This is a genomic window from Terrabacter sp. LjRoot27 (genome assembly GCF_964254175.1).
Taxonomy (GTDB): domain Bacteria; phylum Actinomycetota; class Actinomycetes; order Actinomycetales; family Dermatophilaceae; genus Terrabacter.
In genome coordinates this window covers 2,252,928-2,279,368 of the sequence record NZ_CAXUSS020000001.1, presented here as the reverse complement: position 1 = coordinate 2,279,368, position 26,441 = coordinate 2,252,928, and the positions used below count along the sequence as shown (strand labels likewise).

The window sequence follows — 26,441 nt, the reverse complement described above, 5'->3', positions numbered from 1 at the left end:
TCAAAGCGTAGGCCCCCGCGCGAGGGGCGCACGACGGGGTCCGCCGTCCCGCGCGTGGGCCCGGTCACACGAGGGCGAGGTGCTCCGGCGAGTCGTCGTTGAACTCGACGGTGTGCGGCATCGGGGTGTAGCCCGCGAGGTGGAACATGCGGATGGTCCACTTGCGCCGCACCCGGCGGACGTCGGTGACGGCGTCGTTGTGGAACCGTCGCGCGAGCTGCACGCGGGTGCAGGCCGAGGCGAGCCGTGCGAGCACGTCCTGCCCCAGCGCCGTCGAGCGCAGCGTGCTGACGGCCTGGGGCGTCAGGGCGAGGTCGAGGGCCTCGGTGAGGTCGTTCTCGGCGAGCTCGCGGGCCTCGCCGTGCTCCGACGGCGCTTCGAGGGACTCGGCCGCGGCGTTGGCGAGGATGAGCGCCGTCGCGCCGTCGAGGAGCCCGCAGTTGGCCAGCTCTACCGCCGCCTCGGCCCGGCGCACGAGCCGCGCGTCGAGGGCTGCGAGCGTGCCGCTGAGGCGCACGTGGAGCCGGTCGAGGCGGGCCGCCGTGTAGGAGAGGTACCAGGCGATGACGACGAGGACGAAGAGGATCGCGAAGACCCACGAGAGGACCTCGCTCACCGGGCACCCCCGCGCAGGAAGCGGTTCCAGCGTCCGTGCGGCTCGAGGTGCGCGGCCGCAGCACCCTCGATGACCGTCTCGTAGACGGCGAGGATCTCGTCGGCGACGACCGACCAGTCGAAGAGTCGGGCGCGGTGCTGACCGGCGGCGGCGAGCTCGGCCCGGCGCTCGGGTCGACGCAGGAGGTCGACGAGCGTGCGCGCGAGGTCGTCGGGCTGCTCGTTGGCGAACATCGCACCGGCGGTGCCGCCGTCGAGGACCCGCGAGAACGCCGGGAGGTCGCTGGCGAGGACGCAGGCGCCGGCACTCATCGCCTCGATGAGGATGATGCCGAAGCTCTCTCCACCGGTGTTGGGCGCCACGTAGACGTCGACGGACGCGAGCAGCGACGCCTTGTCGTCGTCGGAGACCGAGCCGAGGAACTCGCACGCGTCGACGACCTCCGGCGGCCAGCCCTCGGTGACCTCCTCGGGGTCGCCGGGCCCGGCCACGAGGACGCGCAGTCCCGGGACCGAGCGCAGGATCTCGGGGAGCGCGGCCGCGAGCACCGGAAGCCCCTTGCGGGGCTCGCCCATCCGGCCGAGGAAGGCGATCGTCGGCGAGGCGGGAGTGCCCATCCACGCCGAGCGACGTGGCGCCTGGGCGAACCGGTCGACGTAGACCCCGTTGGGGATGACGACCGCGTCGCCGCCGACGTGGGTCGTGACGGTCCGTCGGGCGTCCTCGCTCACCGCGATGCGGCCGGCGATCTTCTCGAGGCTCGGTCGGATGATGGGGTAGGCCGTCTGCATCGTCCGCGACCGCAGCATCGAGGTGTGGAAGGTCGCGACGATGGGCCCCTCGGCCGCCATGAGGGCGAGCACGCTGACGCTGGGCGTCACGGGCTCGTGCAGGTGGAGCACGTCGAACTGGCCGGCGTCGAGCCACTTGCCGACCTTGGACGCCGTGACGGGGCCGAAGTTGAGGCGGGCGACGGAGCCGTTGTAGCGCACGGCCGTGGCCCGTCCGGCCGACGTGACGTAGTCGGGCAGCTCGGTCTCGCTGTCGGCCGGGGCGAGCACCGACACGTCGTGGCCCTGGCTGATGAGGTGCTCGGCGAGGTCGCGCACGTGGAACTGCACCCCGCCCGGGACGTCGAACGAGTACGGGCAGACGATCCCGATCCTCACGTCGCGCGTCCCGTCGTCGGGGTGGACGCCTCCACGGACGCTGGCGACGCCGCACCGGCGGACGGCCCCGCGGGGGCCGCGAGGTCGTCGACGAAGACCCGCTGGAGCATGTGCCAGCTCGACGTGTGCTCGCGGATCGCGACGGCGAGGTGGTCGGCACACTGCTGGATGAGGTCGGCCGCCTTGGCCGCGGTCGTGCCCTCGACGCGAGGCACCAGGGGGTCGCTGAACTCGATGACCGTGCGGTGGCCGCCGAGTCCCGTGCCGGCGGGCGCGGGTTCGTACCAGATCCGGGCCGCGTAGAGCGGTGCGCCCGTCATGAGCGAGAGGACGGCCGGGCCCTTGGCCATCCGGGCGCGGTGGCCGAGCAGGTCGACCTCGACGCCGCCGTTGGTGAGGTCGCGGTCGGCGGCCAGCGCGATGAGCCGACCTCCCGCCCGCGTCGCGTCGAGCAGCCCGTGGAAGGGGTCGCCCCCGCCGGTGAGCGGGATGATGTCCATGTCGATACTGCGCCGGAACGCCACGAACTCCTGGAAGACCTCTTCGGGCTTGAGCCGCTCGGCGACGGTCGTCACCGGCATGAGGTTGCCGGCGGACCAGGCCGCAGCGAGGTCGAAGTTGCCGAGGTGGCCGACGAAGACCACGCCCGCCTCGCCGCGCGCGCACAGCTCGCGGATCTCGGCGTCGCCGCGCACGACGACCGCACCGTCGACCTGGGCCCGGGTCAGCGACGGGAGCCGGAACGCCTCGCAGTAGTAGCGCATGTACGAGCGCATCCCCTGGCGCACGAGGGCGTCGAGGTCGGCCTCGGACAGCTCGGGACGCACCCGGCGGTAGTTCGAGCGGAGGCGCACGATGCCCTTGCCGCCGCGCCGGACGGCGATGGCGGCCACCCGGTCGAAGAGGGCGTATGCCGCCCGCTCCGGGAGGGCGCGGACGACGGACCACCCGAGCCTGAAGCCGAGCACGCTGACGGTGTCGGTGGCCCGGCGCGCGAGGTCGGTCACGCGCCCACCTCGCCGGAGGCGAGGGCCTGGCGACGGACCGTGAGCATCCGCTGCAGCACCGTGACGAGGCTCGCGACCGCGAGCAGCCCCAGGACGACGCCGAGCAGGATCGTCGAGTTGAAGAGGTCGGCGAAGAACGCCGCGACGAGCACGGCGACGAGCCGGTCGGCGCGCTCGGCGATGCCGACGTTCGCCGTGTAGCCGAGGCCCTCGGCCCGGGCCTTGGCGTAGGACACGACGCTGCCGAGGATGAGACAGCTGAGCGCGAGACCGGCCATGAGCTGGTTGTTGCCCTTGCCGGCGTAGTAGAGGACGAGGCCGCCGAAGATCGCGGCGTCACCGATGCGGTCGAGGGTGGAGTCGAGGTAGGCGCCCCACTTGCTGGAGCGGCCGGACTCGCGGGCCATGATGCCGTCGACGTTGTCGGAGAAGACGAAGGCGGTGATGACGAGCACGCCGACCCAGATCTCACCGCGGGGGAAGAAGGCGAGCGCCCCGGCGCAGACCCCGAGGGTGCCGACGACCGTCACGACGTCGGGGCTGATCCCGAGGCGGAGGAAGAGGTGGGCGATCGGACCGAGGATCTTGGTCAGCGACGCGCGCAGGAGTCTGTTGAGCATGGTGGTGACAGCGTACTGACCGCTCGGGCGTGCTCGGGCCGGGCGCACGCACCGTGGCGCGTCCGTGACCTGCGGACACCGAGCCGAGCGGTCCTCAGCCGGCGGGCCAGGCCTGGACGAGCCGTGCGCGGGTGTCCTCGAGGAGGACGGGCAGCGCCTTGGTCTGGCCGACGATCGGCAGGAAGTTCGAGTCGCCGCTCCAGCGGGGCACGACGTGCTGGTGCAGGTGAGCCGCGACGCCGGCGCCGGCGACGGCCCCCTGGTTCATGCCGAGGTTGAAGCCGTGCGGCTCCGAGGCGGCCTGGAGCGCACGCACGGCCTGCTTCGTCAGTGCCGTGAACTCGGCCGTCTCGTCGTCCGTGAGGTCGACGTAGAGGGAGACGTGGCGGTAGGGGCAGACGAGGACGTGGCCCGGGTTGTAGGGGAAGAGGTTCATGACGACGTAGCAGTGCTCGCCGCGGTGGACGATGAGGCCCTCCGCGTCGGTCTTGCCCGGAGCGGCGCAGAACGGGCACCCGTGCCCGGCCTCCTCCGTCGGCTTGTCACCGAGGATGTAGGCCATCCGGTGCGGGGTCCAGAGCCGCTCGAAGCCGTCCTCGACGCGGGCGAAGTCGGCTGCCGGCTCGAGGACGGGCTGGTGGTCAGGCCCGCGGTCGGGCCCCTGGTGGCGCCCGTGCTCGTGCCCGGGGGCGGGGCTCCCACCCGTGGGCGTCGGGCCACTCCCCTGCGTCGTCATGGTGACTGATCCTAGGACGAGGTCCGTGAGCCGCGACGACCCACCGGCCGCGTGTCGATTTCCCCATCGGGCCGACCTTCGGTTCAATGGAGTCGGCCCTGCGGTGTGTGAGACCGCAGGGCCTTCGACGTCCCCCGGCGCGATCGACGGACGCGGGACTGCCCTGCGGCATGGAACAGCCCTGCGGGTGTGAGAGCCGCAGGGCCGGGATCCTCGGTCGCGCACGGCGTCGACGGACTCGCCGGTCGACCGCGCGTGAAGGAAGGTGAAGGCCCGGGAAGTATGAGTTCCCGGGCCTTCTGTTCGTCCTCGCCGAAGCGATTCTGAAACCGATCCGCCGAAGCGGTTCGGTCCCTCATTTGTAACCCCGCGGACGCCTGCGCGCAAGGCCTTGTCGGCACTTTCTTCACGGTGACCCGGACGGTGCGGCGTGTCGCTGGGACACGCCGCACCGATACCCTCAGCCCGCCCGGGCGCCCGTCAGCGGAGCGTCAGGGCGTAGACCTCGAAGCGGTCGTCAGCGGGCAGCGTGACGGCCTGGAGCTGCCGGGCCGGGTCGACGGCGACGGTGGTGCCGAAGATCTGGACCGGGGGCCCGTCGACGCCGGAGCCGCCCTTGATCCGGTGGTCCATGGCGATCGCCACGGTGTTGCCGTTGTGCCCGCTGCCCGCGGCCCAGTCGGTCAGTGCCACCGGGACGGACTGGACGCTGCCGTCCGTGTACGTCAGACGCAGGGCCGTCGACACGTCGCCGTTGTGCGTCGACCCGACGAGGTGGATCGTGGAGCGGCTTCCGGCCTGCACGAGCAGCGTCTGGCCTCGTCCCTCGACGAGGTTGGGCGTCGTGCCCGACGTGACCGGTGCGGCATACGTGATGCCGTCGTGGACCCACGGGCCGGGGACGGGCAGCAGAGCGGCGTCGTAGCTCCAGCCGCTGCCGTCGAAGTTGCCCTCGCTCGGCGCGGCGACGGTCGCCGTGCCGTCGTGGTTGCGGGCCGGGGTCAGGTCCAGCGCGCAGCCCGGTGCACCGGCGACGCAGTCGAGCGCCTCCCGGACCTGGACGGGGACGGTGCGCGTCACGGGATCGACACCGGGCGCCGTGGCGGTGACGACCACCTCGTGGTCCCCCACCCCCAGACCCGCGGGCAGGCGCAGGGTCACCGGCACCGATGCGCTCGCCGGGACACCGTTGCTGTGCAGCACGGCGGCGCCCTCGTCGCCGGAGCCCACCACGGCCGTCCACCCGGCCGGGGCCGTCACGGACACGTCGACGGGGAGGCTCTTGGGTGCCTGGCCCACGAGGTCCACGGTGAGGCGGGCCTCACGGGCACCGGTCGGCACGACGACGGGACTCGGCCGGACGGCCATCGAGAGCGACAGACGCGGGTCGCGTCCGGCCTGGACGGCCGACGGCGGCACGTCGGCCGGCGTCGTGCCCCACCGGCTCGGGGTCGTGCCCACGGTGTGCGCGATCGACCCGCCCTGCCGGAGGGCGTCCCAGCCGACCCAGCTCTTCGTGCTGCGCGAGCCGTCGACGGTGAGGGTCTGGACGTAGCGCCGGTCGTCCGAGACGCCGGGCGCGGTGATCGTGAGGCGACCGCCCTGGCCGGTCCGCACCGACGACGGCGCGGCCACGGCGACGTCGACGCGCTCGAACTGGGGCGAGCTGACGACGAAGACGTTCGACCCGCTCATGGTCGGGTAGAGCCCCCACGACGAGAAGACGTACCACGCGGACATCGTCCCGAGGTCGTCGTTGCCGGTCATCCCGTCGGGGCCGGACGTGAAGAGCGTGAAGGCGGCCCGCGCCACCGTCGCGATCTTGGCGGGCTGCTGGACCCACGCGTAGACGTACGGCGCGAGCAGGTCGGGCTCGTTGTTCGGGTTGTAGGTCGGCTTGCTGTAGTAGGCGTACGTCGCCTCGATCCAGTCGGTGCGCGCGGTGCCCGCCGGGTCGGTGAGCAGCTTCGGGTAGGCGAAGAAGTCGTCGAGGCGCTTCTCGGTCGCCGCCCGGCCACCCATGAGCTCGGTCAGCCCGGCCGGGTCCTGCGGGACGAGCCACTGGTACTGGTAGGAGCCACCCTCGTGGAAGGCGTGCGACGCCTCGACCGGGTCGTACGGGTCGAGCCACGTGCCGTCGGCCAGTCGCGGGCGGAACGTCTGCGTGCCGGCGTCCCAGAGGTTGCGGTACCAGCCGCTGCGCTCCGTCAGCATCGCCGCGTCCGCCGTGTGCCCCAGGCCCTTGGCCATGAGGGCGAGGGACGCGTCCGCGGCCGCGTACTCCATCGTCGCGGACGCCGGGTGGGCGCAGTCGTTGTCGCCGCCGTGGGAGACGCAGTCGGTGCCGACGTCGAGGCCGAACGGGATGTAGCCGAGCTTCTCGTACCAGTGCTGCCCGGCGCGGCCGTTGTACTGGCTGTCGGCCGGCGGGCGCTCGGTCGCGTTCTGCCTGAGGAGCGCGTACGCCTCGGCCTCGTGGCCGGCGAGGAAGCCCTTGCTCCAGCCCTCGACGAGGAACGGCGTCACCGGGTCGCCGGTCATGATGTTCGTCTCGCTGTTGACGAGGGCCCACCGCGGCAGCCAGCCACCCTCCCGACCGATCGCGAGCACGGACAGGTAGGAGTCCCGCGCGACGTCGGGGGCGAGGATCTCGAGGAGCTGGTTCTGCGGTCGGTAGGTGTCCCACAGCGAGAAGTTCTGTCGCGGCGTGTAGCCCTGTGCCACATGGTTCTTCCCGTCCCAGCCGTGGTAGCGCCCATCGACGTCGGAGGCGAGGTTCGGGTGCATGAGCGAGTGGTAGAGCGCCGTGTAGTAGGCGGTGCGGCGCTCGGTCGTGCCGCCCGTGACGCGTGCCTTGCCGAGCTCGGACTCCCACCGCTGCGCGAGCGCGGCGCGGGTGGCGTCGAAGTCGAAGGAGTCGCCGGTCTCTCCGGTCAGGTTGGCGCGGGCGCCGTCGGGGCCGGTGTAGCTGAGGGCGACCTTCATCGTCACGGACGTCGTGCCGGTCGGGAAGGTGACCGCGGCACCGTTGCCGCCGTCCTTCGTCGAGGCGTCGCGCGCTCCCGACGTCAGCGTCGACCCGCTCCACGTGCCGAACGAGCTGAAGGGGCGGTCGAACTCGGCCCGGAACCACACGGTGTGCTCGTCCTTGCCCGCACAGAAGTTGCCGTCGTGGATGCGCCCCTCGACGACCCGGTCACCGACGACGTGCACCTCGGAGTCGAAGACGCGCATGTTGGCCTTGCCGGTGTTGAGCAGGACGTTCGGCTGCTTGTCGGCGGGGAAGGTGAAGCGCTGCCAGCCCGTGCGGTCGCTCGCCGTCAGCTCGGCCTGGACGCCGTACGTCGGCAGCCCGACGCGGTAGTAGCCCGGCTCGGCCTCCTCGTCCGCGTGGCTGTAGCTCGACCGGTAGCGGCCCGGGTCGACGGTCGTCACGGTGCCGGTCGTCGGCATGACCGGCAGCTCACCGACGACGGGGCAGCCCACCCCTGACAGGTGGGTCTGGCTGAAGCCGTAGATCGAGCCCTGGGAGTGGTCGTAGCCACCCTCGCCCCCCGTGTCCGGGCTCACCTGGACCATGCCGAACGGCGCACTGGCCCCCGGGAAGGTGTTCCCGTTGTCCTGCGTGCCGATGAAGGGGTTGACCGCGTCGACGAGCCTCTCGGCCGCGGCGGCCTCGGCAGGTGGCGCCCCGGACGGCAGGACGGGGCCGAGGACGGCGGCGGCGAGGACGGCGGTGCCGAGCGAGCGGAGCACGGGGCGCATGGGAGTTCCTTCACGGGCGACGACGATGTCCTGCCCGAGACTCGTGACGACCGGCGCGACGGTCAACCGGTGACCGGTGTCCTGTCCGATGGACGCGCGACATCGGACAGAAGTGGACGTATGCCGCCGGGCGGGGTCCCGTGGACGGGCACCCGGCCCGACGGCATACGTCGTCGGTGGCTCTGCGGCCCCTGGCCGCGGTCGGACCTGCGCTCAGACCTGCGCGCGGCTCTCGATCGCGGCGAGGATCTCGGCGATGGCGTCGTCGACCGGCACGCCGTTCTTCTGCGACCCGTCGCGGTAGCGGAAGGAGACCGCGCCGGCGGCGCGGTCCTCCTCGCCGGCGATGAGCGTGAAGGGCACCTTGGACTTGCTCGCGTTGCGGATCTTCTTCGGGAAGCGGTCGTCGCTCGCGTCGAGCTCGACGCGGACTCCCTTGCGCTTGAGGCGGTCGAGCACCTCACCGAGGTAGTCGGCGTAGTCCTCGGCGACGGGTACGCCGAGGGCCTGGACCGGGGCCAGCCACACCGGGAAGGCGCCGGCGTAGTGCTCGACGAGGACGCCGAGGAAGCGCTCGATCGACCCGAACTTCGCCGAGTGGATCATGACCGGCTGCTGGCGCGAGCCGTCGGCCGCCTGGTACTCGAGGCCGAAGCGCTCGGGCTGGCTGAAGTCGTACTGGATCGTCGACATCTGCCAGGTGCGGCCGATGGCGTCTCGCGCCTGGACCGAGATCTTCGGGCCGTAGAACGCGGCACCACCCGGGTCCGGCACGAGGTCGAGACCCGACTCGGTGGCCACCTGCTCGAGGACGGCGGTGGCCTCCTCCCACTGCGCGTTGGAGCCGATGAACTTGGCCGCCTTCTCGCCCTCGGTCTCGCGGGTCGACAGCTCGAGGTAGAAGTCGTCGAGGCCGAAGTCGCGGAAGAGCCCGAGGCAGAAGTCGAGCAGGTGCTTGATCTCGCTCGGCGCCTGCTCCTTGGTGACGTAGCTGTGCGAGTCGTCCTGGGTCAGGCCGCGCACGCGGGTCAGTCCGTGCACGACGCCGGACTTCTCGTAGCGGTAGACCCCGCCGAACTCGAAGAGGCGCAGGGGCAGCTCGCGGTACGAGCGGCCACGCGACTGGTAGATGAGGTTGTGCATGGGGCAGCTCATCGCCTTGAGCTGGTACTTCACGCCCTCGAGCTCCATCGGCGGGAACATCGTGTCGGCGTAGTACGGCAGGTGGCCCGAGGTGTGGAAGAGGCCCTCCTTGCTGATGTGCGGCGTGCCGACGTAGGAGAAGCCCTCCTCGATGTGCCGGCGGCGGACGTAGTCCTCCATCTCCCGCTTGATGACACCACCCTTGGGGTGGAACACCACGAGGCCGGATCCGAGCTCGTCGGGGAAGCTGAAGAGGTCCATCTCGGCGCCGATGCGACGGTGGTCGCGCCGCTCGGCCTCGGCGAGGCGGTCGAGGTAGGCCTTGAGCTCGTCCTTGGTCGGCCACGCGGTGCCGTAGACACGCTGGAGCTGCGGGTTCTTCTCGGATCCGCGCCAGTACGCGGCGGCCGAGCGCATCAGCTTGAAGGCGTTGCCGATGAGCTTGGTGCTCGGGATGTGCGGGCCGCGGCAGAGGTCGCCCCAGGCGCGCGTGCCGTCGCGACGGATGTTGTCGTAGATCGTCAGCTCGCCGGCGCCGACCTCGACGCCCGCGCCCTCGGCCGCGTCGTCGGCGTTGCCCCCCTTGAGCCCGACGAGCTCGCACTTGTACGGCTCGTCCTTGAGCTCCTCGAGGGCGTCGGCGTCGGTGACGACCCGGCGTGCGAAGGTCTGGCCCTCGTTGATGATCTTCTGCATGGCCTTCTCGAGGGCCTTGAGGTCATCGGGGTTGAACGGGGTCTCGACGTCGAAGTCGTAGTAGAAGCCGTCGCGGATCGGCGGGCCGATGCCGAGCTTGGCGTCGGCGTGGAGCGACTGGACGGCCTGGGCGAGCACGTGGGCGGTCGAGTGGCGCAGGACGGCGAGGCCGTCCTCGCTGTCGACGGTGACGGGCTCGACGACGTCGCCCTCCGCGAGGACGTGGAAGAGGTCGCGCAGCTGACCGTTGACGCGCGCGACGACGACGGCGCGGTCACCCTCGAAGAGCTCACCCGCCGTCGTCTGCTCCGCCACCGATCGCTCGCTTCCGGCGACGGTGACGGTGATCTGTGCAGACACGGTTGGTGCTCCTCGTTCGACAGGGACCCGCCGGCGGGCGGCGGGTCGTGGGTGGTGCCGCTCGAAGCGGCTCGTGCAAGCGTATCGAGGCCCCGGCGAGCCGGGCGACACGGTTTGGTCGTGGCCCTGCCGGGCTGACTCGAAAGACCCCCGTGAGACCCCGGCCGAGCGGATACTGGTGAGCCGGAAGGCCGCCTCGGAGGGCGGCCCGACGGAGGTCTGGCGAAGGGGGACGTCCTGATGGAACCTGCCGAGGTGGTCGGCTTCGGGGGCCGCCGGTCGACGGCTCCCCCGGACCCGTCCGAGGTACGCGTGGCCGCCCTTCCCACCGACCGCCACACGGAGGCCCTCGACCTCGTGTGCGCCCGGCAGGTGCACGTCACGCGGAGCGACGCGGGATGGGTGTTCACCTCCCCCGAGATGTTCGAGGGGCTCTGCGCCGTCGAGGCCGTGGACCGACACGGGGTCATGCTCGGGGTGGGGTTCACCGCGCACCCGCGGTTCGCCCCGACGGGGCGGTCCTTCCTCCGCGTCGTCGTCGCTCGGGAGCACGAGGGACGGGGCGTCGGCCGTGCGGTGCGCTCGAGCCTGCTCGAGCACCTGCCCGCCGGCACGACCCACCTCATCGGCGGCACCTTCGACGACGACCCGCGCTCGCTCGAGGTCGCGCGTCACTGGGGCTTCTCGGTGGCAGAGCACTCGATCGAGTCCGTGCTCGACCTCACGGAGCTGCCCGAGCCCGATCCTCCGGACGGGGTCTCCCTCCACGACGCCCCCGACCTCGTCTTCGACGACGAGGACGCCGTCGAACGCATGCTCCTCGCCAGCCAGACGAACCCCGAGGCCGCGCAGGGCTGGCTCTTCGACCTGGCCAGGCTGCGCGGTCTCGTGGCGTCCGGCGAGACGCCGATCGGTGTCGTGGCCCGGGTCGACGGGGTGCCCGTCGCGATCACGTTCGGGGGCGTCGAGGACGGCAGCCTCTCGATCGCCTACAGCGGCGTCGACCCGGCCCACCGCGGCCGGGGACTCATGTCGCTGGTCAAGCAGCAGGCGCACCTGTCCGCCCGCGCCGCGGGCGCGACCTCGAGCCGGACGAACAACGAGGAGCACAACCACGGGATCCGTCGCATCAACCGGGAGCTCGGCTACGTGGTGCGCAGCGGTGTGTTCCGGCTGACACAGCCGATCCACCCGGCTGGTCCCTGACCTGCCCGAGGCCCTGACGGTCACAGCCCTCGGGCAGGCGACGGGTCACCAGGCGTTCTCGACGACGGCGTGCTCGACCTCGCCCTTCGCGTGCTCGAGGACCGAGAGCGTGCGAGAGGGCTCGAACGCCGTGCGCAGGCGCACGGTCGACGGGAGCCGCACCGGCTTGCGGAACCAGACGCGGCTCGTCAGCCCCGCATCAGGGAGCCGTGGCCCGAGTGAGGCGAGCACCCTGGCGTAGGAGTACATCCCGTGGGCGATGGCGCTCGGGAAGCCGAGCGGTCGGGCGGTCAGGGCGTGCACGTGGATGGGGTTCCAGTCGCCCGACACGGCGGCATACGCCCGTCCGGTGCCCTCTCCGAGCCGCCACGTCGGCCCGGCCGCCACGGCTGCGAGCGACTCGGTCGACGGCGGCTCGGACGGCTCGGCGTCCGGGTGCTCGGCTCCCCGCGAGAGGTACGTGCTCACCCCGCGCCACACCACCTCGCCACGCACGCCCACCTCGGACACGAGGTCGACCTGGCGCCCGCGGCGGTGCGGCCGGAGGTCCTGCGCCCACACCGAGACGTCGAGGGGCTCGTCGAGCTGGATGGGCCGCAGCGACTCGATGCGGTTCTCGACGTGGACGGCTCCGAGCAGCGGCAGCGGGAAGCGGTCGCCGCTCATGACCGCCATCTGGAGCGGGAACGCGACGAGGTGCGGGTAGGTGGGCGGCAGCGTGCCCGACACGGGGAAGCGGCACACGTGCGCGTAGGCGACGAGGTCGTCGACGTCGACGCGTATGCCGGCTCGTGACCAGCGCACGTCGGGCAGCGTGTCGCTCGCGTTGCCTCGCCGGAGGGCGGCCGTGGCGTAGATGCGGCGCAGGTCCGGTGACGCCTCGAGGGTGATCTCCTTCGTCATCGGACGCTCACGCCCCGAGCAGGCTCTGGCCGCAGACGCGGACCACCTGTCCCGTGACCGCAGCGGCGCCGGGCTGGGCGAACCAGGCGATGGTCTCGGCGACGTCCTTCGGGTGACCGCCCTGCTGGAGAGAGTTCATGCGCCGGCCGATCTCCCTCGTGGCGAAGGGGATCCGTGCCGTCATCTCGGTCTCGATGAAACCGGGCGCGACGGCGTTGACCGTGATCCCGCGATCGGCGACCTGACGCGACAGGGCGGAGACGAGCCCGATGACACCGGCCTTGCTCGCGCCGTAGTTGGTCTGGCCGCGGTTGCCCGCGATGCCGGCGATCGAGGCGACGCAGACGATGCGCCCGCCGTCGGAGAGGCCTCCCTCGCCGAGGATCGCGTCGTTCATCCGCAGGACCGAGCGGAGGTTGACGTCGATGACGCTGCGCCAGCGGTCGTCGTCCATGTTGACGAAGAGCTTGTCGCGGGTGATGCCGGCGTTGTGCACGACGATGTCGAGACCGCCGTGGCGCGAGGTCGCGTGCTCGACGATGCGCCGGCCCGCGTCGTCGGCCGTGACGTCGAGCTGGAGGGCCGTGCCCTTGACCTCGTTGGCGACCACGGCGAGCGCGTCGCCGGCCGAAGGCACGTCGACCGCGACGACCGTCGCACCGTCGCGCGACAGGACCCGGGCGATCTCGGCGCCGATGCCCCGCGCGGCTCCCGTGACCACGGCCACCGTGCCGTCGAGCGGGCGCAGCGAGTCCACGTCACCGCTCGTGGACCCGTCGACGCGAACGACCTGGCCGTCGACGTAGGCCGACCGCCCGGAGAGGAAGAACTCGACGGCCGAACGAACGCCGTCGTGCGCATCCCCCTGCGCGAGAACGAGGTTCGCCGTGGCACCGCCGCGCAGCTCCTTGCCGACGGACCGCACGGCACCCTCGAGCGCACGCTGGGTCGCCACCGCGGCCACGTCGGTCAGCGTCTCGGGGTCGGTGCCGATGACGACGACGCGACCGTTGCGTCTGAGCGCCTTGACGGCCGGGGCGCCGAGCAGGCGCAGCTGGTCGAGCTCGGCCGGGTCGACGGCCGCGCTGAGGTCGAGGACCACGGCGCCGACCTTCTCGCCCGCGTCCGGCAGGGTGGACACCGCGGCGACCCCCGCACCCCCGAGCCAGGCGGCGACGCCGTCGGCGAAGCGACCGCCCCCCGCGACGAGCACGGGACCCTCGCAGAGCGGCATGCCCGGCTCGTAGCGCCGCAGGCGGGTCGGCTGCGGGACCCCGACCTTGCGGGCCACGGGCGAGCGGACGATGGTCGAGAAGAGATCGGTCATGCTCACGCCTCCAGGATCGCGACGACGCCCTGCCCACCGGCAGCGCAGATGGAGATGAGGCCACGGCCCCCGCCGGCCTCCTTGAGCTGCTTGGCGAGCGAGGCGACGATGCGCCCGCCCGTCGCCGCGAAGGGGTGGCCCGCGGCGAGCGATGAGCCGTTGACGTTGAGCCTGCTGCGGTCGATCGAGCCGAGCGGGGCATCGAGGCCGAGGCGCTCGCGGCAGAAGTCGGGGTCCTCCCAGGCCTTGAGCGTCGTGAGCACGGTCGCGGCGAAGGCCTCGTGGATCTCGTAGAAGTCGAAGTCCTGCAGGGTCAGGCCGTTTCGCGCGAGAAGGCGCGGGACGGCATACGCCGGGGCCATGAGCAGGCCCTCGTCGCCGTGGACGTAGTCGACGGCTGCGGTCTCGGCGTCGACGAACCAGGCGAGAGGCGTCAGCCGGTGCTCGGCTGCCCACTCCTCGCTCGCGAGGAGCACCGCCGACGCGCCGTCGGTGAGCGGGGTCGAGTTGCCGGCCGTCATCGTCGCACCGTCACCCTTGCCGAAGACGGGCTTGAGCGTCGACAGCTTCTCGACGGTCGAGTCCGCACGGAGGTTCGTGTCGCGCGAGACCCCGAGGTAAGGCGTGACGAGGTCGTCGAAGAAGCCGCGCTCGTAGGCGGCCGCGAGGTGCTGGTGGCTCGCGGCGGCGAGCTCGTCCTGGGCCTCCCGGGTGATGCCCCACTGCGCCGCGGTGAGGGCCATGTGCTCGCCCATCGACAGGCCGGTGCGCGGCTCGACGTTCTCGGGGATGGCGGGCACGAGGTGACCGGGACGCAGGCCGGCGAGGGCCTTGGCCCGCTCCCCCGCGGACCTGGCCCGGTTGGCGGCGAGCAGGGTCTGGCGCAGGCCCTCGCTGACGGCGATCGGGGCGTCGCTGGCGCTGTCGACCCCCCCGGCGATGCCGGCGTCGACCTGACCGAGCGCGATCTTGTTGGCGACGAGGACGGCGGCCTCGAGGCCGGTGCCGCAGGCCTGCTGGATGTCGTAGGCCGGCGTCGCCGGGTCGAGACGCGTGCCGAGGACGGTCTCGCGGGTGAGGTTGAAGTCGCGGCTGTGCTTGAGGACCGCGCCGGCCACGACCTCGCCGAGCCGCTCTCCCGCCAGGCCGTAGCGGGCCACGAGGCCGTCGACGGTCGCGGTCAGCATGTCCTGGTTGGACGCCTTCGCGTAGGGGCCGTTGGACCGGGCGAACGGGATGCGGTTGCCCCCGAGGACCGCGACTCGACGCGGTGCGCGCGGGGTGGACTGGGAAGCCATGGGTCTCTCCTGCTGTCGGATGTGTGACCTGTCGTTCTCGACCAAGATAACCGAAACCAGCAGTAGTCGATACAGCAAGTACCTGTTACTTTCGTGAGATGGACAACGACGTGGATCGTCCGGGACAGCCTCCCGCCGCCCCTCGGGACGGGCGGGACTCGCGCTGGGAGCGCCACCGCGAGGAGCGCCGAGCCGCCCTCGTCGACGCGACGATCCGCGCGATCCGGACCCACGGGGCCGGCGTGGGGATGGATGACATCGCGGCCGAGGCGGGCACCTCCAAGACCGTCATCTACCGCCACTTCGACGACAAGGCGGGTCTCTACCGCGCCGTGGCCGCCCGCATCGACGGTCGCGTCGTCGGCAACGTCGGGTCGGCACTCGGCCGGTCGAGCACACCGCTCGCGGGCACCCGCGAGCTCGTCGCGTCCACCGTCGAGGCCTACCTCGCGCTCGTCGAGTCCGACACCGAGGTCTACCGCTTCGTCGTCAACCGGCCGCTCGTCGACCTCCCGCTCGCCGACGACCCCGTGGGCGGCACGGTGAGCCAGGTGACCGACCAGCTGACCGGCCTGCTCCTCGAGGCCCTCCGGTCCCCCGCGACCGACCCGTCCCGGGCCCGCACGTGGGCCATCGCCCTCGTCGGCTCGGTCCGCGCCGTCGCCGACGACTGGCTCGCCACCCCCGAGGGGGACCGCGCACCTCGGGCTGCCGTCGTCGAGGCCCTGACCGACCTCGCGTGGCACGGGCTCTCCCCCGTCCTCACGCCCCACGCCAGCACCGCATCCACCCCCTCGACCACCTCGACCACCGCGACCTCCTGAGGTCCAGACCGGAAGGCACCGAGATGTCCACGGCCACAGGCTCCCCCACCGAGTCACCCGCACCCGCACCCGAGCAGCTCGACCCGATCCCGGGGGCCGCCGACCCGGCCGGTCCCGCGCTCACCGCGGCGCTCCGCGCTCACCTCGACGGACCGTTCGGTGAGGTGCGTGACCACTGCCGCGCCCTCGACCCGGCGACGTTCGGACCGCCGCCGACACCGCTGCCGATGGACGAGCACCGCTCCCGGGTCACCGCCCAGCTCTCGGCCCTGGCGACCGAGCCCTACGCCGCCCACGGTTTCCCCGAGCGCCAGGGCGGCACCGCCCGCTACGGCGAGGCCGTCGCCGCCTTCGAGATGCTCGGGCACACGGACCTCTCGCTCTTCGTCAAGGCCGGCGTCCAGTGGGGCCTCTTCGGAGGCGCCGTCTCGCTCCTCGGCACGAGCCGCCACGACCACCTCCTGCCCCGCATCACGTCCGGTGAGCTGCAGGGGTGCTTCGCGATGACCGAGACGGGCCACGGCAGCGACGTGCAGAGCCTGCTGACGACCGCGACCTTCGACCCGGCGTCCGACGAGATCGTCGTCCACTCGCCCGAGCCCGCCGCGCGCAAGGACTACATCGGCAACGCGGCCCGAGACGGGCGGCTCGCGGCCGTCTTCGCCCAGCTCGTCGTCGGCGGCGAGTCCCGCGGCGTGCACTGTGTCCTCGTCCCGATCCGCGACGAGGACGGCACCCCGGCCCCCGGCGTCACCATCGAGGACTGCGGGCCCAAGCTCGGCCTCGGCGGCGTCGACAACGGACGCCTCCTCTTCGACCACGTCCGGGTGCCGCGCACGAACCTGCTCGGGCGCTACGGCGACATCGGCGACGACGGCACCTACTCGAGCCCCATCGACAACCCCGGTCGTCGCTTCTTCACCATGCTCGGCACGCTCGTCCGCGGCCGCATCTCCGTGGCCGGCGGGGCGGGCGCCGCCGCCCGGTCGGCCCTTGCCGTCACGACGACGTATGCCGCGGGGCGGCGCCAGTTCGCGGCCCCGGGCAGCGAGGTGGAGACGACCGTCCTCGACTACCGCACCTACCAGCGACGGCTGTTGCCCAGGATCGCGACGGCATACGCCCTCCAGCTCGCCCAGCACGAGCTCGTCGCGGCGATGGACGACGTGCTCGCCGGGCGCGCGACCTCGGAGCAGGACCAGCGCCGGCTCGAGACGCGGGCCGCCGGTATCAAGGTGCTGACGACCCGGCACGCCACCGACACCATCCAGGAGTGCCGTGAGCTCTGCGGCGGCGCCGGCTACCTCTGGGCCAACCGGCTCGCCGCGCTCAAGGCGGACACCGACATCTTCACGACGTTCGAGGGCGACAACACCGTGCTGCTCCAGCTCGTCGCCAAGTCGCTCCTCACCGACTACCAGGCGACGTTCGGCGACCTCGACACCGCCGGGATCGTGCGCTTCGGTGCCCGGCTCGTCGGGGGCACGGTGATCGAGCGGTCGTCGGCGCGCGGCATCATCCAGCGGCTCGTCGACGCGGCCCCGGGCCGGGAGGAGGACGTCACCTTCGGCATCCGCGGCACCCAGCTGCGCCTGCTGCGCGAACGCGAGGACCACCTCGTCGAGGGCCTGGCCCGACGGCTGCGACGGGCCACCGCGCCGGGCGCTGACGCGTTCGCGATCTTCAACGCGACGCAGGACCACCTCGTCGATGCCGCGACGGCCCACGTGGAGCGCCTGGTCGCCGAGACCTTCGCCGCGTCGGTGGAGTCCTGTGCCGACGGCGAGGCCCGCGCCGTGCTGGCCAGGGTCTGCGACCTCTATGTCCTGTCGACCATCGAGCGCCACAAGGCGTGGTACCTCGAGCACGACCGCCTCAGCCCGGCACGCACGAAGGCCCTCACCGCCCTCGTCAACGAGGTGTGCGCCGAGCTGCGCCCGCACGCCCGGACGCTCGTCGACGCCTTCGGCATCCCCGACGGCCTGCTCACGACGGAGATGTCAGGGACCGCCTGACCCCACCTGGGTCGTATGCCGTCCGGCGCGGTCAGCCGCGCGTCACTCGGTGGCGCGCTGGTAGCGACCGCGCCGGTGCACGAGCGGGGCGTCCTCGGCCCCGACCTCGGCGTGCTCGATCGTCGCCTCGACGAGCACCGACCAGCCGACGTCGCGGCGGCTGCCAGGGTCGAGGCGCACGCCCATCCACGTCGTGGCATGGCTGGGACGGGGACCCCACTCGGTCTGCTCCCACTCGATGAGCCGGAAGGCCCCGCCCGGCGCGGGCATCACGCCGGCGAAGACGTCGGCGAGGCGCTCGTCGCGCGCGCCGAGGAGCGTCACGACGGCCGTGCCGGTCTCGTCGAGGGCGTCGAGCAGGTCGGCGTCGGGGTGCAGGAGCCCGACCACCCGGCCGGGGTCGCCGGTGGCGATGAGGTAGGACGAGACGGTCAGGCCGACCCGCTCGATGCCCTCGCCCGACGTCCAGAGCGACACCGTGCCACCGATGCGGCCCCGCAGTCGCCGGACCGGGTCACGGTCCTCGTCGGGAGTGTCGAAGGGGTGCTCGGTGTGGATCGTCACGTCGCGCACGCACCCGCCGGCGGTCCGGGCCGCCGGCCCGGATCGACGCTCACTCGTCCTCGGCGACGAGCAGGGCGTCGTCGACCGACACCTCGCCCGGCACGACGACGCGGGCGTACACGCCGGCGCACTGCGAAGGCGTCTGGGTCACCTCGAGGGTGCACTCGCCGAGGCGCACGACCCGGCCCACGAGCTTCTCGAGGACCGACGAGTCCATGTCGAGGACGATGTTGGCCTTGGGGTGGGTCGCGACGTAGTCGTCGACGGAGACGAGGTGCACGGCGTGCTTCTTCGAGCGGTTGCCCTCGGGACCGGTCTCGGTGACCTCGAACGACGCGAGCTCCTGCCCGGGGGCGTCGGAGTCGGGATAGATGAACAGGCTCGAGACAGCGGCGATCATGGTCGCCACGCTAGTGCGTGCAGGCCCCCGCCGCCGTCACCGTGCCGTGGAAGTGGAAGTGGAAGTGGAAGTGGAAGTGGTCGTCGACCGTCACGAGGTGGCGGCGGTGATCGCCTCCTCGAGACGCGGGACGATCGTCAGCACCTGGTCCAGTCCGGCCCGGCGCACGCACGCCTCGGCGTCCGACGAGAGCTCGGCGACGAACACGCGGATCTCGCGGGCCGCGAAGTCCTCGGCCTGACGACGCAGGACCTCCGTCCCGGTGAAGTCGATGTCGTCCATCGCCGCTGTGTCCAGGACGACGGACCGGACCGGGACGGTCGCCGTGGACACGAGGTCGCGGACCCGCTGGTCGAAGTGGGCCGCGTTCTCGAAGAAGAGGCCGGTCCCGAACCGGTAGACGAGCAGGCCGTCCACCGGCGTCCCCGGCCGGACGCGACCGAGCAGGCGCGGCGCGACCTCACCGTCCGCCACCAGCACCTGGTCGTGCGGCTGGTACTGGCGGCGAAGCCGGTCGACGAGGGAGACGAGGACCGCGAGCAGGATGCCCTGCTCCACCCCGACGAAGGCGACGACGACCAGAGCCAGCATCGCGGCGCCGAACTCGAACAGCCTCGTGCGCTTGATGGCCCGGAGCCGCGCGACCTTGACCAGGCCGATCCCGATGGAGAACACGACTCCGTCCAGCACGGGGGACGGCAGGTACTCGAAGAGACCGGTCGCGAAGAGCAGCACGAGGCCGATGACCACGGCCATGACGACGTTGACGAGCTGGCTACGACTTCCTGCGTCGTCACCCGCCGCCGTCCGCGGCGGGCTGCCGTTGATGGCGAAGCCGCCCGTGAGGGCGCTGCCGGTGTTGGCCGCAGCGAGCGCGTAGAGGTCCTGGTTGGTGTCGTCCCGGTAGCCGTTCTTGGTCGCGAAGCTGCGGGCCACCGCAGCACTCTGCGCCAGGATGACCACGGCAATGGCTGCCGCGCTGCCCGCGAGCCGGGTGACCTCCCCCACCGAGACGCTCGGGAGCGTCAGGCTCGGCAGGCCCGCCGGGACCTGGCCGACCATCGACACCCCGCGGCCCCCGGCACCGACGAGGGCGCCGAGCACGCTGAAGACGACGACGGCCAGGAGCGCCGCGGGGAGCCTGGGCAGGACCCGCTCCATGACCAGCATCGAGACGACGACGCCCAGGGAGAGCATGGCGGAGGTCGCGTTCACGTGACCGAGGTCCGTCACGGTGGCGACGAGCTTGTCCCACGTCGTGCCGGACGCCTCGATGCCGAGCATCCCGGGGAGCTTGCCGATGACGAGCGAGACGCCGACCCCGCTCAGGAAGCCCGCCAGCACGGGCTGCGAGATCAGGTCCGCCAGGAAGCCGAGGCGCGCGACGCCCATGAGGAGCAGGATGCAGGCGGTGAGCAGCCCGAGCACCGCCACGGTGCCGGCGTACCCGGCCGAGCCTGCCGCGACGACGGCCCCGGCGCCGGCGGCCACCAGCGCCGCGGTCGCGGAGTCCGCACCGACGACGAGCTGCCTCGTCGAGGCCACGAGCGCGAAGAGGATCGCGGGGAGCAGGGCACAGTAGAGGCCGGTCTGCACCGGCAGCCCCGCGATGCTGGCGTAGCCCAGCGACTCGGGGATCGCGATCGCGGTGACCGTCACGCCTGCGACGAGGTCACCACGCAGCCACTCGCGGCGGTACCCCGTCAGCAGGGACATGCCGCCACCATCGCACAGATGGCTCGCGGCGTCAGCGGCCAGATCCGGCTCGAAAGCCGGTCGTCGTCGATCGGTGGACGTGAAGGGACTCGAACCCCTGACCTCTCGCGTGTGAAGCGAGCGCTCTAACCAGCTGAGCTACACGTCCGGGCACCCCTGTGCCGACATGGTGTCCGGCTGACGTCGGGGTGACGGAGGGAAACAATAGCCGGTGCGGAGGCGGGGGCGGTAATCGCCCCTCGGGTCCCGTCACGGCGACACGTCGCCCGCCGCTCAGTCGACCCCGGGCACCTGCGTCAGGAGCTGCTCGGCCCACTGGGGCACGAACTGCGGGATGCCCGCCCAAGCGAGGTAGCCCCAGACGACTCCCCACACGACGAGCAGGGTGCCGAGGGCGACGACGCCACGCACCCAGATCGCCTGGGCCATGATCCAGTCGTTCCAGCGACTGACGTGGCGCCGGGCGAAGTCGAGCCAGCGCTGCGCGAACTCGAACTCGCTGGCCAGGATGAGCAGCCCCGCAAAGACGACGAGCCAGCCCGGACCGGGCGCCGGGACCATGATGAGGCCGCCCACGGTCACCACGGCGCCGACGACGCCGACGGCGGTGCGCCACATGACGTGGGTGACACGGTTGCGGCGCAGGCGTGCCCGCCAGGCCCAGCGGTCCTCGTCGGCATCGAGCGAGGTGTTGGGGTCGGAGTAGTCGACGGGCGGACGGGCCTCGTCGCGTGTGCGGTCCTGGCCCGTCATGGGTCGCAGTCCCGCTCGGCGTTGCTGCGGAAGACCCGCTGGAGCTCGCTCGTGACGGGCCGGACCGTGGACAGCGTCCGGTCGTCGACGGCGTGGACGGGCAGGACGTCCTTGGTCGAGCTCGTGATGAAGACCTCGTCGGCGCTCTGGAGCACGTCGAGCGGCAGTGCCTCCTCGCGGATCTCGATGCCGGCGGCCCGACCCCACTCGATCGTCAGCTCGCGCGTGATGCCGAGCAGCAGCCCGGACCCGGCGGGAGGCGTCAGCACGACGCCGTCGACGACGACGAAGACGTTGCTGCCGGTGCACTCGCACAGCTCGCCGCGGGTGTTGCCGAAGACGGCCTCGATCGCGCCCTCCTGCTTGGCACGCGCCAGGGCGACGACGTTCTCGGCGTACGACGTCGTCTTGAGCCCGACGACGGCCGAGCGCTCGTTGCGGGTCCACGGCACGACCGTGAGCTTGCCGCTCTCGGGCGGGAGCGGCTGCGGCGCCGCGAGCACGATGTAGGTCAGGGAGGAGTCGTCACGGTCGGACCCGAGGGGGCCGACCCCGCCGGTGACGCTGTAGCGCAGCCGCCCGAAGTCGATCGCCGGCCCGTCGAGCACCGCGGCGACACCCTTGTCGACGAAGGCGAGGTCGAGGGGCGGCAGGCCGAGCCCGGCCGCCGAGCGCTCGAGGCGCCGGTGGTGCCGCGTCAGGGCGAAGGGCTGCCCCGCGGCGATCTTGGCGGTCTCGAAGACGCCGTCACCGACCGTGACCGAGTGGTCGAGGGCGGAGACGGAGGGCCCGGTCGGGTCGACGAGGTCGCCGTTGACCCAGACGCGCGTGGTCGTGCTCATGGTCCCTTCCTGGTGGCTCGGCGGCCGCCCGGAAGGCGCCCGACGGGAGCCCTCATGGTGTCACAGTGCCGGCGGCGAGCCCGATGAGGCGGGCCGCCTTGAGCTCGGTCTCGGCCCACTCCCCCTCGGGGTCCGAGTGCCAGGTGACGCCGGCGCCCGTGCCGAACCGCAACCACCGCCGGCCGGCGTCGTCCCGCTCGGCCCAGAAGGTGCGGATGCCGACGGCGAGGTCGGCCTCCTCGGCGTCGGCGTCGACCCAGCCGACCGCTCCGCAGTACGGTCCACGGGGCACCGTCTCGAGGTCGCGGATGGCCGTCAGGGCGCTGGACTTCGGCGCACCGGAGACCGACCCCGGGGGGTAGGCGGCCGCGAAGACGTCAGCCCAGCCGACTCCCTCGCGCAGGTGACCGCTGACCGTGGAGACGAGGTGCACGAGGCCGGGGTGCGCCTCGATCGCGCACAGCTCGTCCACCGAGACGGTGCCCGGCTCGCACACGCCCGACACGTCGTTGCGCATGAGGTCCACGATCATGACGTTCTCGGCGTAGTCCTTGGGCAGCATCTGCTCGGCGGTCGTGGCGGTGCCCTTGATCGGGCGCGTCACGAGGTGCCGCCCACGCCGCCCGAGGAAGAGCTCCGGCGAGGCGCTGACGACGTCGAGCCCGGCGGCATCGCACCGGATGCGCGCGGCGTGCGGTGCCGGGTTGCCTTGTCGCAGAAGCGCATCGAGGCCGTCGAGGTCTGCCTCCGCCGGTAACGCGTGGCTGAGCACGCGGCAGACGTTGACCTGGTAGACGGTCCCGGCCGCGATGCGCTCGCGCACCTCGCGCACGGCGCCCACGTATGCCGTCCGGTCCAGCGACGTGTGCCAGCGGCGGTCGAGCGGCTGCCATGCGGTCGACGGACCGGGGGCCGGATTGGGGGCCGGGTCGCGACCCGGCCCGGCGGCATACGCCCTCGGGGTGACCTCGGCGAAGCGCACGGCGGTCACGGCACCCTCGAAGGTGGCCACGACGGCCCAGAAGCCCCCGCGCGTCATCGCGTCGAGGGCTTCGTGGCCGTGGCGGATGTCGACGACACCGCGGGCGTCCCGGTCGGCGAAGCGGGCGTGGTCCACCCGCAGATCGTAGGGCCTAGGCCGAGAGGGCCCTCTCGATGTCACCGGCGAGGTCGGCGGGGTCGGTCGTCGGCGAGTAGCGGCCGATGACGGTGCCGTCGCGGGCGACGAGGAACTTCGTGAAGTTCCACTTGATCTTCTTGCCCAGCAGGCCGCCCTTCTCGGACTTGAGCCACGTGTAGACCGGGTGCTCGTCGGCACCGTTGACGTCGACCTTCGAGAACATCGGGAAGGTGACGCCGTAGTTCTTCTGGCAGAAGGCGCCGATCTCCTCGTCGCTCCCGGGATCCTGGCCGCCGAACTGGTTGCACGGGAAGCCGAGGACCGTCAGGCCCTGGGCACGGTAGGTCTCGTAGAGCTGCTCCAGCCCGCCGAGCTGCGGGGTGTAGCCGCACTGGCTGGCGGTGTTGACGACGAGGACGACGTCACCGGCGTACTCACCCAGCGACACCTCCCCGCCGTCGATGGAGGTGGCCTTGAAGTCGTGCAGGACGGTCACGGTGTCTCCTCTGGTGGTCTCGCGTCACCCGATCCTCACCCGTGGAGCCCCCGAACCACGAATCGGCGGTCGACCGGGGCGTGCAAGGCAGGGCGGCGCGTCGTCGTGGTGGGTCGCGTCGGTGGTTCGGTGCCGTGACGTCGACGGATGGGTGCCACGTGCCGCGCGGGGCTGCCGTATCAGCCCTGACGGTGGGACCCTCTTGGTGACGGGGGCAACCTCTCCGGTCGCCCTGCGTCCCTCGTGGTGAGGAGGTGCCCGATGTCCGAGGACTACGTCGACTTCGACGTCACCATCGAGCACGCCGAGCAGGGGTACGCCGTCCGCGTGGACACCCTGGGCGCCTCCGACAGCGCGGCGGACGCCCCGGTCACCGCCCCGTTCGTCCTGCCGTTCGCGCCGACGGAGCTCGCTGCCTTCATGGTCGCCGTCGGACCTCCCCGCGCGGCCACGCGCCGTCTCGTGCCGGCCGCGGCCAGGGTCACCGACGTCAAGGACTACGGAGGACGCCTCGGCGACGCGCTCTTCAGCGGCAGCGTCGGCGCGGCGTTCCGCCGGCGACTCGACGAGGCCCGGGCGCACGGCCGCGACGTGCGGGTGCGCCTACGGCTCGAGACGGTCCCCGAGCTCGAGGCGGTGCCGTGGGAGTACCTCTACTCCGCCGGGCTCGGCCGCTTCCTCACGCTCTCGACCAGGACCCCTGTCGTCCGGCTCCTCGACGCGCTGGACCCGCCCCCGCCCGTGACGGTGCAGGCGCCGCTGCGCGTCCTCGTCATGATCTCGAGCCCGAGCGACATGCCCGAGCTCGCCGTCGAGCGCGAGGAGCAGCTGCTCCGGGCCACGACCAGCGACCTCGTCGCGGCCGGCCGGCTCGAGCTCGTCGTGCTCGACCGGGCGACGCTGCCGGCCCTCCAGCGCGCCCTGCTCGAGCCGTTCCACGTCTTCCACTTCATCGGGCACGGGGGCTGGGACCGTGAGACCGAGCAGGGGGTGCTCGTCCTCGAGCGCGAGGACCGGACCTCGCACCGGGTGAGCGGCGCCCGGCTCGGCACCCTGCTCCACGACGCCCGCGAGCTGCAGCTGGCCGTGCTCAACGCGTGCGAAGGTGCCCGGTCGTCCGGGCGGGACGCGTTCTCGGGGGTCGGCCAGGCCCTCGTGCGCCAGGGGCTGCCCGCCGTGGTCGCGATGCAGACCGAGATCTCCGACCGGGCTGCGCTCGTCTTCAGCCACGAGTTCTACTCCTTCCTCACCCGTGGGCTGCCCATCGACGCCGCGATCTGCGAGGTGCGCAAGGCGATGGCCGTCTCCGACGAGGCCTCGGAGTGGGGCACGGCGGTCCTGCTCCGGTCGGGCGGGGGGCAGCCCTTCTCGTTCGCCCCCCAGGCCGTGCAGGCGACCTCGCCCGAGACCCGGTGGCAGTCGCTCTACGACGTCGCGCAGGGCGCCCTCGCCTCCGACGCTCCCCAGACCGCCGTGCCGATGCTCGAGCAGCTCGCCGCCGAGCGCCCGGACTACGCCGACGTCACCGCCTTGCTCGAGCGCGTCCGGCCCGGTGGGGCGGCGGCCGTCGGAGCCGTCGGCGGAGGTGGCGTCGAGGCGGGGACGTCGGCGCACGTGCCGGCGAACGAGTCTGCGACAGATGGGGAGGCGGCGCCGCCCGGGGCGGCGCCCACGGTGACGAACGCACCGGCGACCAGTCCCCTTGCCCCACCGGCGAACGTTCGGGACGTCGTCGACCTGCTCGTGACGGCCGACGCCGCAGGACGACAGCGGGCCCGACGCCTCGTCATCGGCGCCGGGATCGGCTTCGCCGTGGTCACGGCCGTGGCGGTGGGACTCGGCACGCGCATCACCGACACCCCCGGGACCTCGGCGAGCCCATCGCCATCCGCCACGGCGTCGTCCGCGACCACACCGGGAGCAGGCCCGACCCCGGCCGCGATGCGCACGGTGGACCTGCCCGTCTCGGGCACGCCCTCAGGACAGCTCGTCCTGCCGTATGCCGTCGGCGGCGACTACATCAGCGCGGCTGGGAGCAGCCAGATCGGCCCCTGGGGTGACCTCATCGACGTCCTGCGGCTGCCGAACGGCAACCGGGTCGTGACGGTGTCGCAGGCAGGCAACGTCCGCATGTCACTGACCGACACGGGTGGCGAGTCGCTCGTGGACCTCGGGGGCTTCCGCAGTCGCGTCGAGGCCAACCGCGGCACGCGTTTCGCCTACGTCGACCGGGGCGACGGCCACCTCAGCGTCCGTGACGTCGAGGGCACCGAGGTGGCGGCCCTGCCGGACGTCGGGCCCGAGGCCGAGGTCGTGGGCTTCGCCGGGTCGGCCGTCTTCTTCACGGACAACGGCTCGACCTTCCGGTGGGACACGACCACCCAGCGCGCTGCTGAGTGGCGGCAGACCGAGATGGTCGTGTTCAACGACACGACCCGCACTGCCGTGGGCAGCTCGGCCGGTGGGTGCTTCGCGGTGCTCAAGGTCGGCACGCCGTCGCAGGCGACCCGGAACCTCGACTGCCGTGGCCTGGACGTCCAGGGCCTGACCGGCGACGGGCGCTACGCGATCGCCTGGAGCACCCCGACCGGACCCGAGGCGAGCGAGGTGCTCCTCGTCGACACGTCGACGGGCCGGCCGGCCTTCGCCGTGCGCGTCCCCGCGGGGTCGATCGTCGTGCAGGCCGGCTACCGCACGAGTCCCGTGCCGCGCACCTTCGAGCTCAGCACGGTGACCGCCGACGGCAGCAACCGCCTCGTCGGCTGTCCGACGGACGGCACGTGCTCCGTCCTCACCGAGCCGAGGCCCACCGCGGGCGACCCGCTCGCTCCTCCGCCCTACGTCATCTCCCGCGACTGAGGCGCG

The 26,441-nt window shown here is 72.4% G+C and carries 21 protein-coding genes and 1 tRNA gene; 4 read left to right on the top strand and 18 right to left on the bottom strand.

The window, feature by feature from the left end; genetic code table 11:
* Positions 1 to 64: 64 nt before the first annotated feature.
* From ACSQ2D_RS10700 to thrS, 7 genes are all read right to left on the bottom strand, one after another.
* The gene (locus ACSQ2D_RS10700) at positions 65 to 616 is read right to left on the bottom strand and encodes a hypothetical protein (RefSeq protein WP_435985932.1); all 552 of its coding nucleotides are present in this window, start codon (positions 614 to 616) and stop codon (positions 65 to 67) included.
* Positions 613 to 1,785 (bottom strand): glycosyltransferase family 4 protein, encoded by a 1,173-nt coding sequence (locus tag ACSQ2D_RS10695; protein WP_435985931.1) that lies wholly within the window; start codon positions 1,783 to 1,785, stop codon positions 613 to 615. Before ACSQ2D_RS10695 ends, ACSQ2D_RS10700 begins: the two co-directional genes overlap by 4 nt.
* Positions 1,782 to 2,792 carry a phosphatidylinositol mannoside acyltransferase gene (locus ACSQ2D_RS10690; RefSeq protein WP_435985930.1) on the bottom strand — a complete coding sequence of 337 codons (1,011 nt, stop codon included), beginning with the start codon at positions 2,790 to 2,792 and terminating at the stop codon, positions 1,782 to 1,784. Before ACSQ2D_RS10690 ends, ACSQ2D_RS10695 begins: the two co-directional genes overlap by 4 nt.
* Positions 2,789 to 3,412: a phosphatidylinositol phosphate synthase gene (gene pgsA, locus ACSQ2D_RS10685; RefSeq protein ID WP_435985929.1), complete on the bottom strand. Its 624-nt coding sequence runs from the start codon at positions 3,410 to 3,412 to the stop codon at positions 2,789 to 2,791. Before pgsA ends, ACSQ2D_RS10690 begins: the two co-directional genes overlap by 4 nt.
* Positions 3,413 to 3,506: 94 nt before the next feature.
* A complete protein-coding gene (locus tag ACSQ2D_RS10680; RefSeq protein WP_435985928.1) occupies positions 3,507 to 4,148 on the bottom strand; it encodes an HIT family protein in 642 nt (213 codons plus the stop codon).
* 480 nt (positions 4,149 to 4,628) lie between these two features.
* Complete coding sequence (locus tag ACSQ2D_RS10675) at positions 4,629 to 7,913, bottom strand: GH92 family glycosyl hydrolase (RefSeq protein ID WP_435985927.1); 3,285 nt, start codon at positions 7,911 to 7,913, stop codon at positions 4,629 to 4,631.
* A gap of 213 nt (positions 7,914 to 8,126) precedes the next feature.
* Positions 8,127 to 10,112 (bottom strand): threonine--tRNA ligase, encoded by a 1,986-nt coding sequence (thrS, locus tag ACSQ2D_RS10670; protein WP_435985926.1) that lies wholly within the window; start codon positions 10,110 to 10,112, stop codon positions 8,127 to 8,129.
* A gap of 240 nt (positions 10,113 to 10,352) precedes the next feature.
* On the opposite strand from thrS, the gene ACSQ2D_RS10665 reads away from it, so the two are divergent.
* Complete coding sequence (locus ACSQ2D_RS10665; protein ID WP_435985925.1) at positions 10,353 to 11,318, top strand: hypothetical protein; 966 nt, start codon at positions 10,353 to 10,355, stop codon at positions 11,316 to 11,318.
* A gap of 45 nt (positions 11,319 to 11,363) precedes the next feature.
* Here ACSQ2D_RS10665 and ACSQ2D_RS10660 read toward each other — a convergent pair whose 3' ends face one another.
* Genes ACSQ2D_RS10660 through ACSQ2D_RS10650 form a run of 3 tightly spaced genes read right to left on the bottom strand, consistent with a single transcriptional unit; the run spans position 11,364 to position 14,846 of the window.
* Positions 11,364 to 12,221, bottom strand: a complete 858-nt coding sequence (locus tag ACSQ2D_RS10660) for a MaoC family dehydratase (RefSeq protein ID WP_435985924.1) — start codon at positions 12,219 to 12,221, stop codon at positions 11,364 to 11,366.
* A 7-nt stretch (positions 12,222 to 12,228) separates the two neighbouring features.
* Positions 12,229 to 13,548 carry a 3-oxoacyl-ACP reductase gene (locus ACSQ2D_RS10655; RefSeq protein WP_435987844.1) on the bottom strand — a complete coding sequence of 440 codons (1,320 nt, stop codon included), beginning with the start codon at positions 13,546 to 13,548 and terminating at the stop codon, positions 12,229 to 12,231.
* A gap of 2 nt (positions 13,549 to 13,550) precedes the next feature.
* Positions 13,551 to 14,846, bottom strand: a complete 1,296-nt coding sequence (locus ACSQ2D_RS10650) for an acetyl-CoA C-acetyltransferase (protein WP_435985923.1) — start codon at positions 14,844 to 14,846, stop codon at positions 13,551 to 13,553.
* A 98-nt stretch (positions 14,847 to 14,944) separates the two neighbouring features.
* Between ACSQ2D_RS10650 and ACSQ2D_RS10645 the strand changes: the two genes are divergently transcribed.
* On the top strand, positions 14,945 to 15,670 hold the full coding sequence (locus ACSQ2D_RS10645; protein WP_435985922.1) for a TetR/AcrR family transcriptional regulator: 726 nt from the start codon (positions 14,945 to 14,947) through the stop codon (positions 15,668 to 15,670).
* A gap of 23 nt (positions 15,671 to 15,693) precedes the next feature.
* The gene (locus tag ACSQ2D_RS10640; RefSeq protein WP_435985921.1) at positions 15,694 to 17,685 is read left to right on the top strand and encodes an acyl-CoA dehydrogenase family protein; all 1,992 of its coding nucleotides are present in this window, start codon (positions 15,694 to 15,696) and stop codon (positions 17,683 to 17,685) included.
* Between the two features lie 42 nt (positions 17,686 to 17,727).
* Here ACSQ2D_RS10640 and ACSQ2D_RS10635 read toward each other — a convergent pair whose 3' ends face one another.
* The 8 genes from ACSQ2D_RS10635 to ACSQ2D_RS10600 all read right to left on the bottom strand — a co-directional run bounded on the left by ACSQ2D_RS10635 (position 17,728) and on the right by ACSQ2D_RS10600 (position 23,576).
* Positions 17,728 to 18,249 carry a flavin reductase family protein gene (locus tag ACSQ2D_RS10635; protein ID WP_435985920.1) on the bottom strand — a complete coding sequence of 174 codons (522 nt, stop codon included), beginning with the start codon at positions 18,247 to 18,249 and terminating at the stop codon, positions 17,728 to 17,730.
* A gap of 49 nt (positions 18,250 to 18,298) precedes the next feature.
* Positions 18,299 to 18,649, bottom strand: coding sequence for a hypothetical protein (locus tag ACSQ2D_RS10630; RefSeq protein WP_435985919.1), 351 nt, complete (start codon positions 18,647 to 18,649; stop codon positions 18,299 to 18,301).
* Between the two features lie 90 nt (positions 18,650 to 18,739).
* The gene (locus ACSQ2D_RS10625; protein ID WP_435985918.1) at positions 18,740 to 20,365 is read right to left on the bottom strand and encodes a SulP family inorganic anion transporter; all 1,626 of its coding nucleotides are present in this window, start codon (positions 20,363 to 20,365) and stop codon (positions 18,740 to 18,742) included.
* 74 nt (positions 20,366 to 20,439) lie between these two features.
* Positions 20,440 to 20,513: transfer RNA gene (locus ACSQ2D_RS10620), tRNA-Val, on the bottom strand.
* Between the two features lie 125 nt (positions 20,514 to 20,638).
* Positions 20,639 to 21,118 (bottom strand): TIGR02611 family protein, encoded by a 480-nt coding sequence (locus ACSQ2D_RS10615; protein WP_435985917.1) that lies wholly within the window; start codon positions 21,116 to 21,118, stop codon positions 20,639 to 20,641.
* Entirely contained in the window at positions 21,115 to 21,960 is an 846-nt protein-coding gene (locus tag ACSQ2D_RS10610; protein ID WP_435985916.1) for an aminotransferase class IV, read from the bottom strand. Before ACSQ2D_RS10610 ends, ACSQ2D_RS10615 begins: the two co-directional genes overlap by 4 nt.
* A 52-nt stretch (positions 21,961 to 22,012) precedes the next feature.
* The gene (locus ACSQ2D_RS10605) at positions 22,013 to 23,077 is read right to left on the bottom strand and encodes a chorismate-binding protein (RefSeq protein ID WP_435985915.1); all 1,065 of its coding nucleotides are present in this window, start codon (positions 23,075 to 23,077) and stop codon (positions 22,013 to 22,015) included.
* A 16-nt stretch (positions 23,078 to 23,093) separates the two neighbouring features.
* The gene (locus ACSQ2D_RS10600) at positions 23,094 to 23,576 is read right to left on the bottom strand and encodes a glutathione peroxidase (RefSeq protein ID WP_435985914.1); all 483 of its coding nucleotides are present in this window, start codon (positions 23,574 to 23,576) and stop codon (positions 23,094 to 23,096) included.
* A gap of 261 nt (positions 23,577 to 23,837) precedes the next feature.
* On the opposite strand from ACSQ2D_RS10600, the gene ACSQ2D_RS10595 reads away from it, so the two are divergent.
* Complete coding sequence (locus tag ACSQ2D_RS10595) at positions 23,838 to 26,435, top strand: CHAT domain-containing protein (RefSeq protein ID WP_435985913.1); 2,598 nt, start codon at positions 23,838 to 23,840, stop codon at positions 26,433 to 26,435.
* The last annotated feature ends 6 nt before the right edge of the window (positions 26,436 to 26,441 follow it).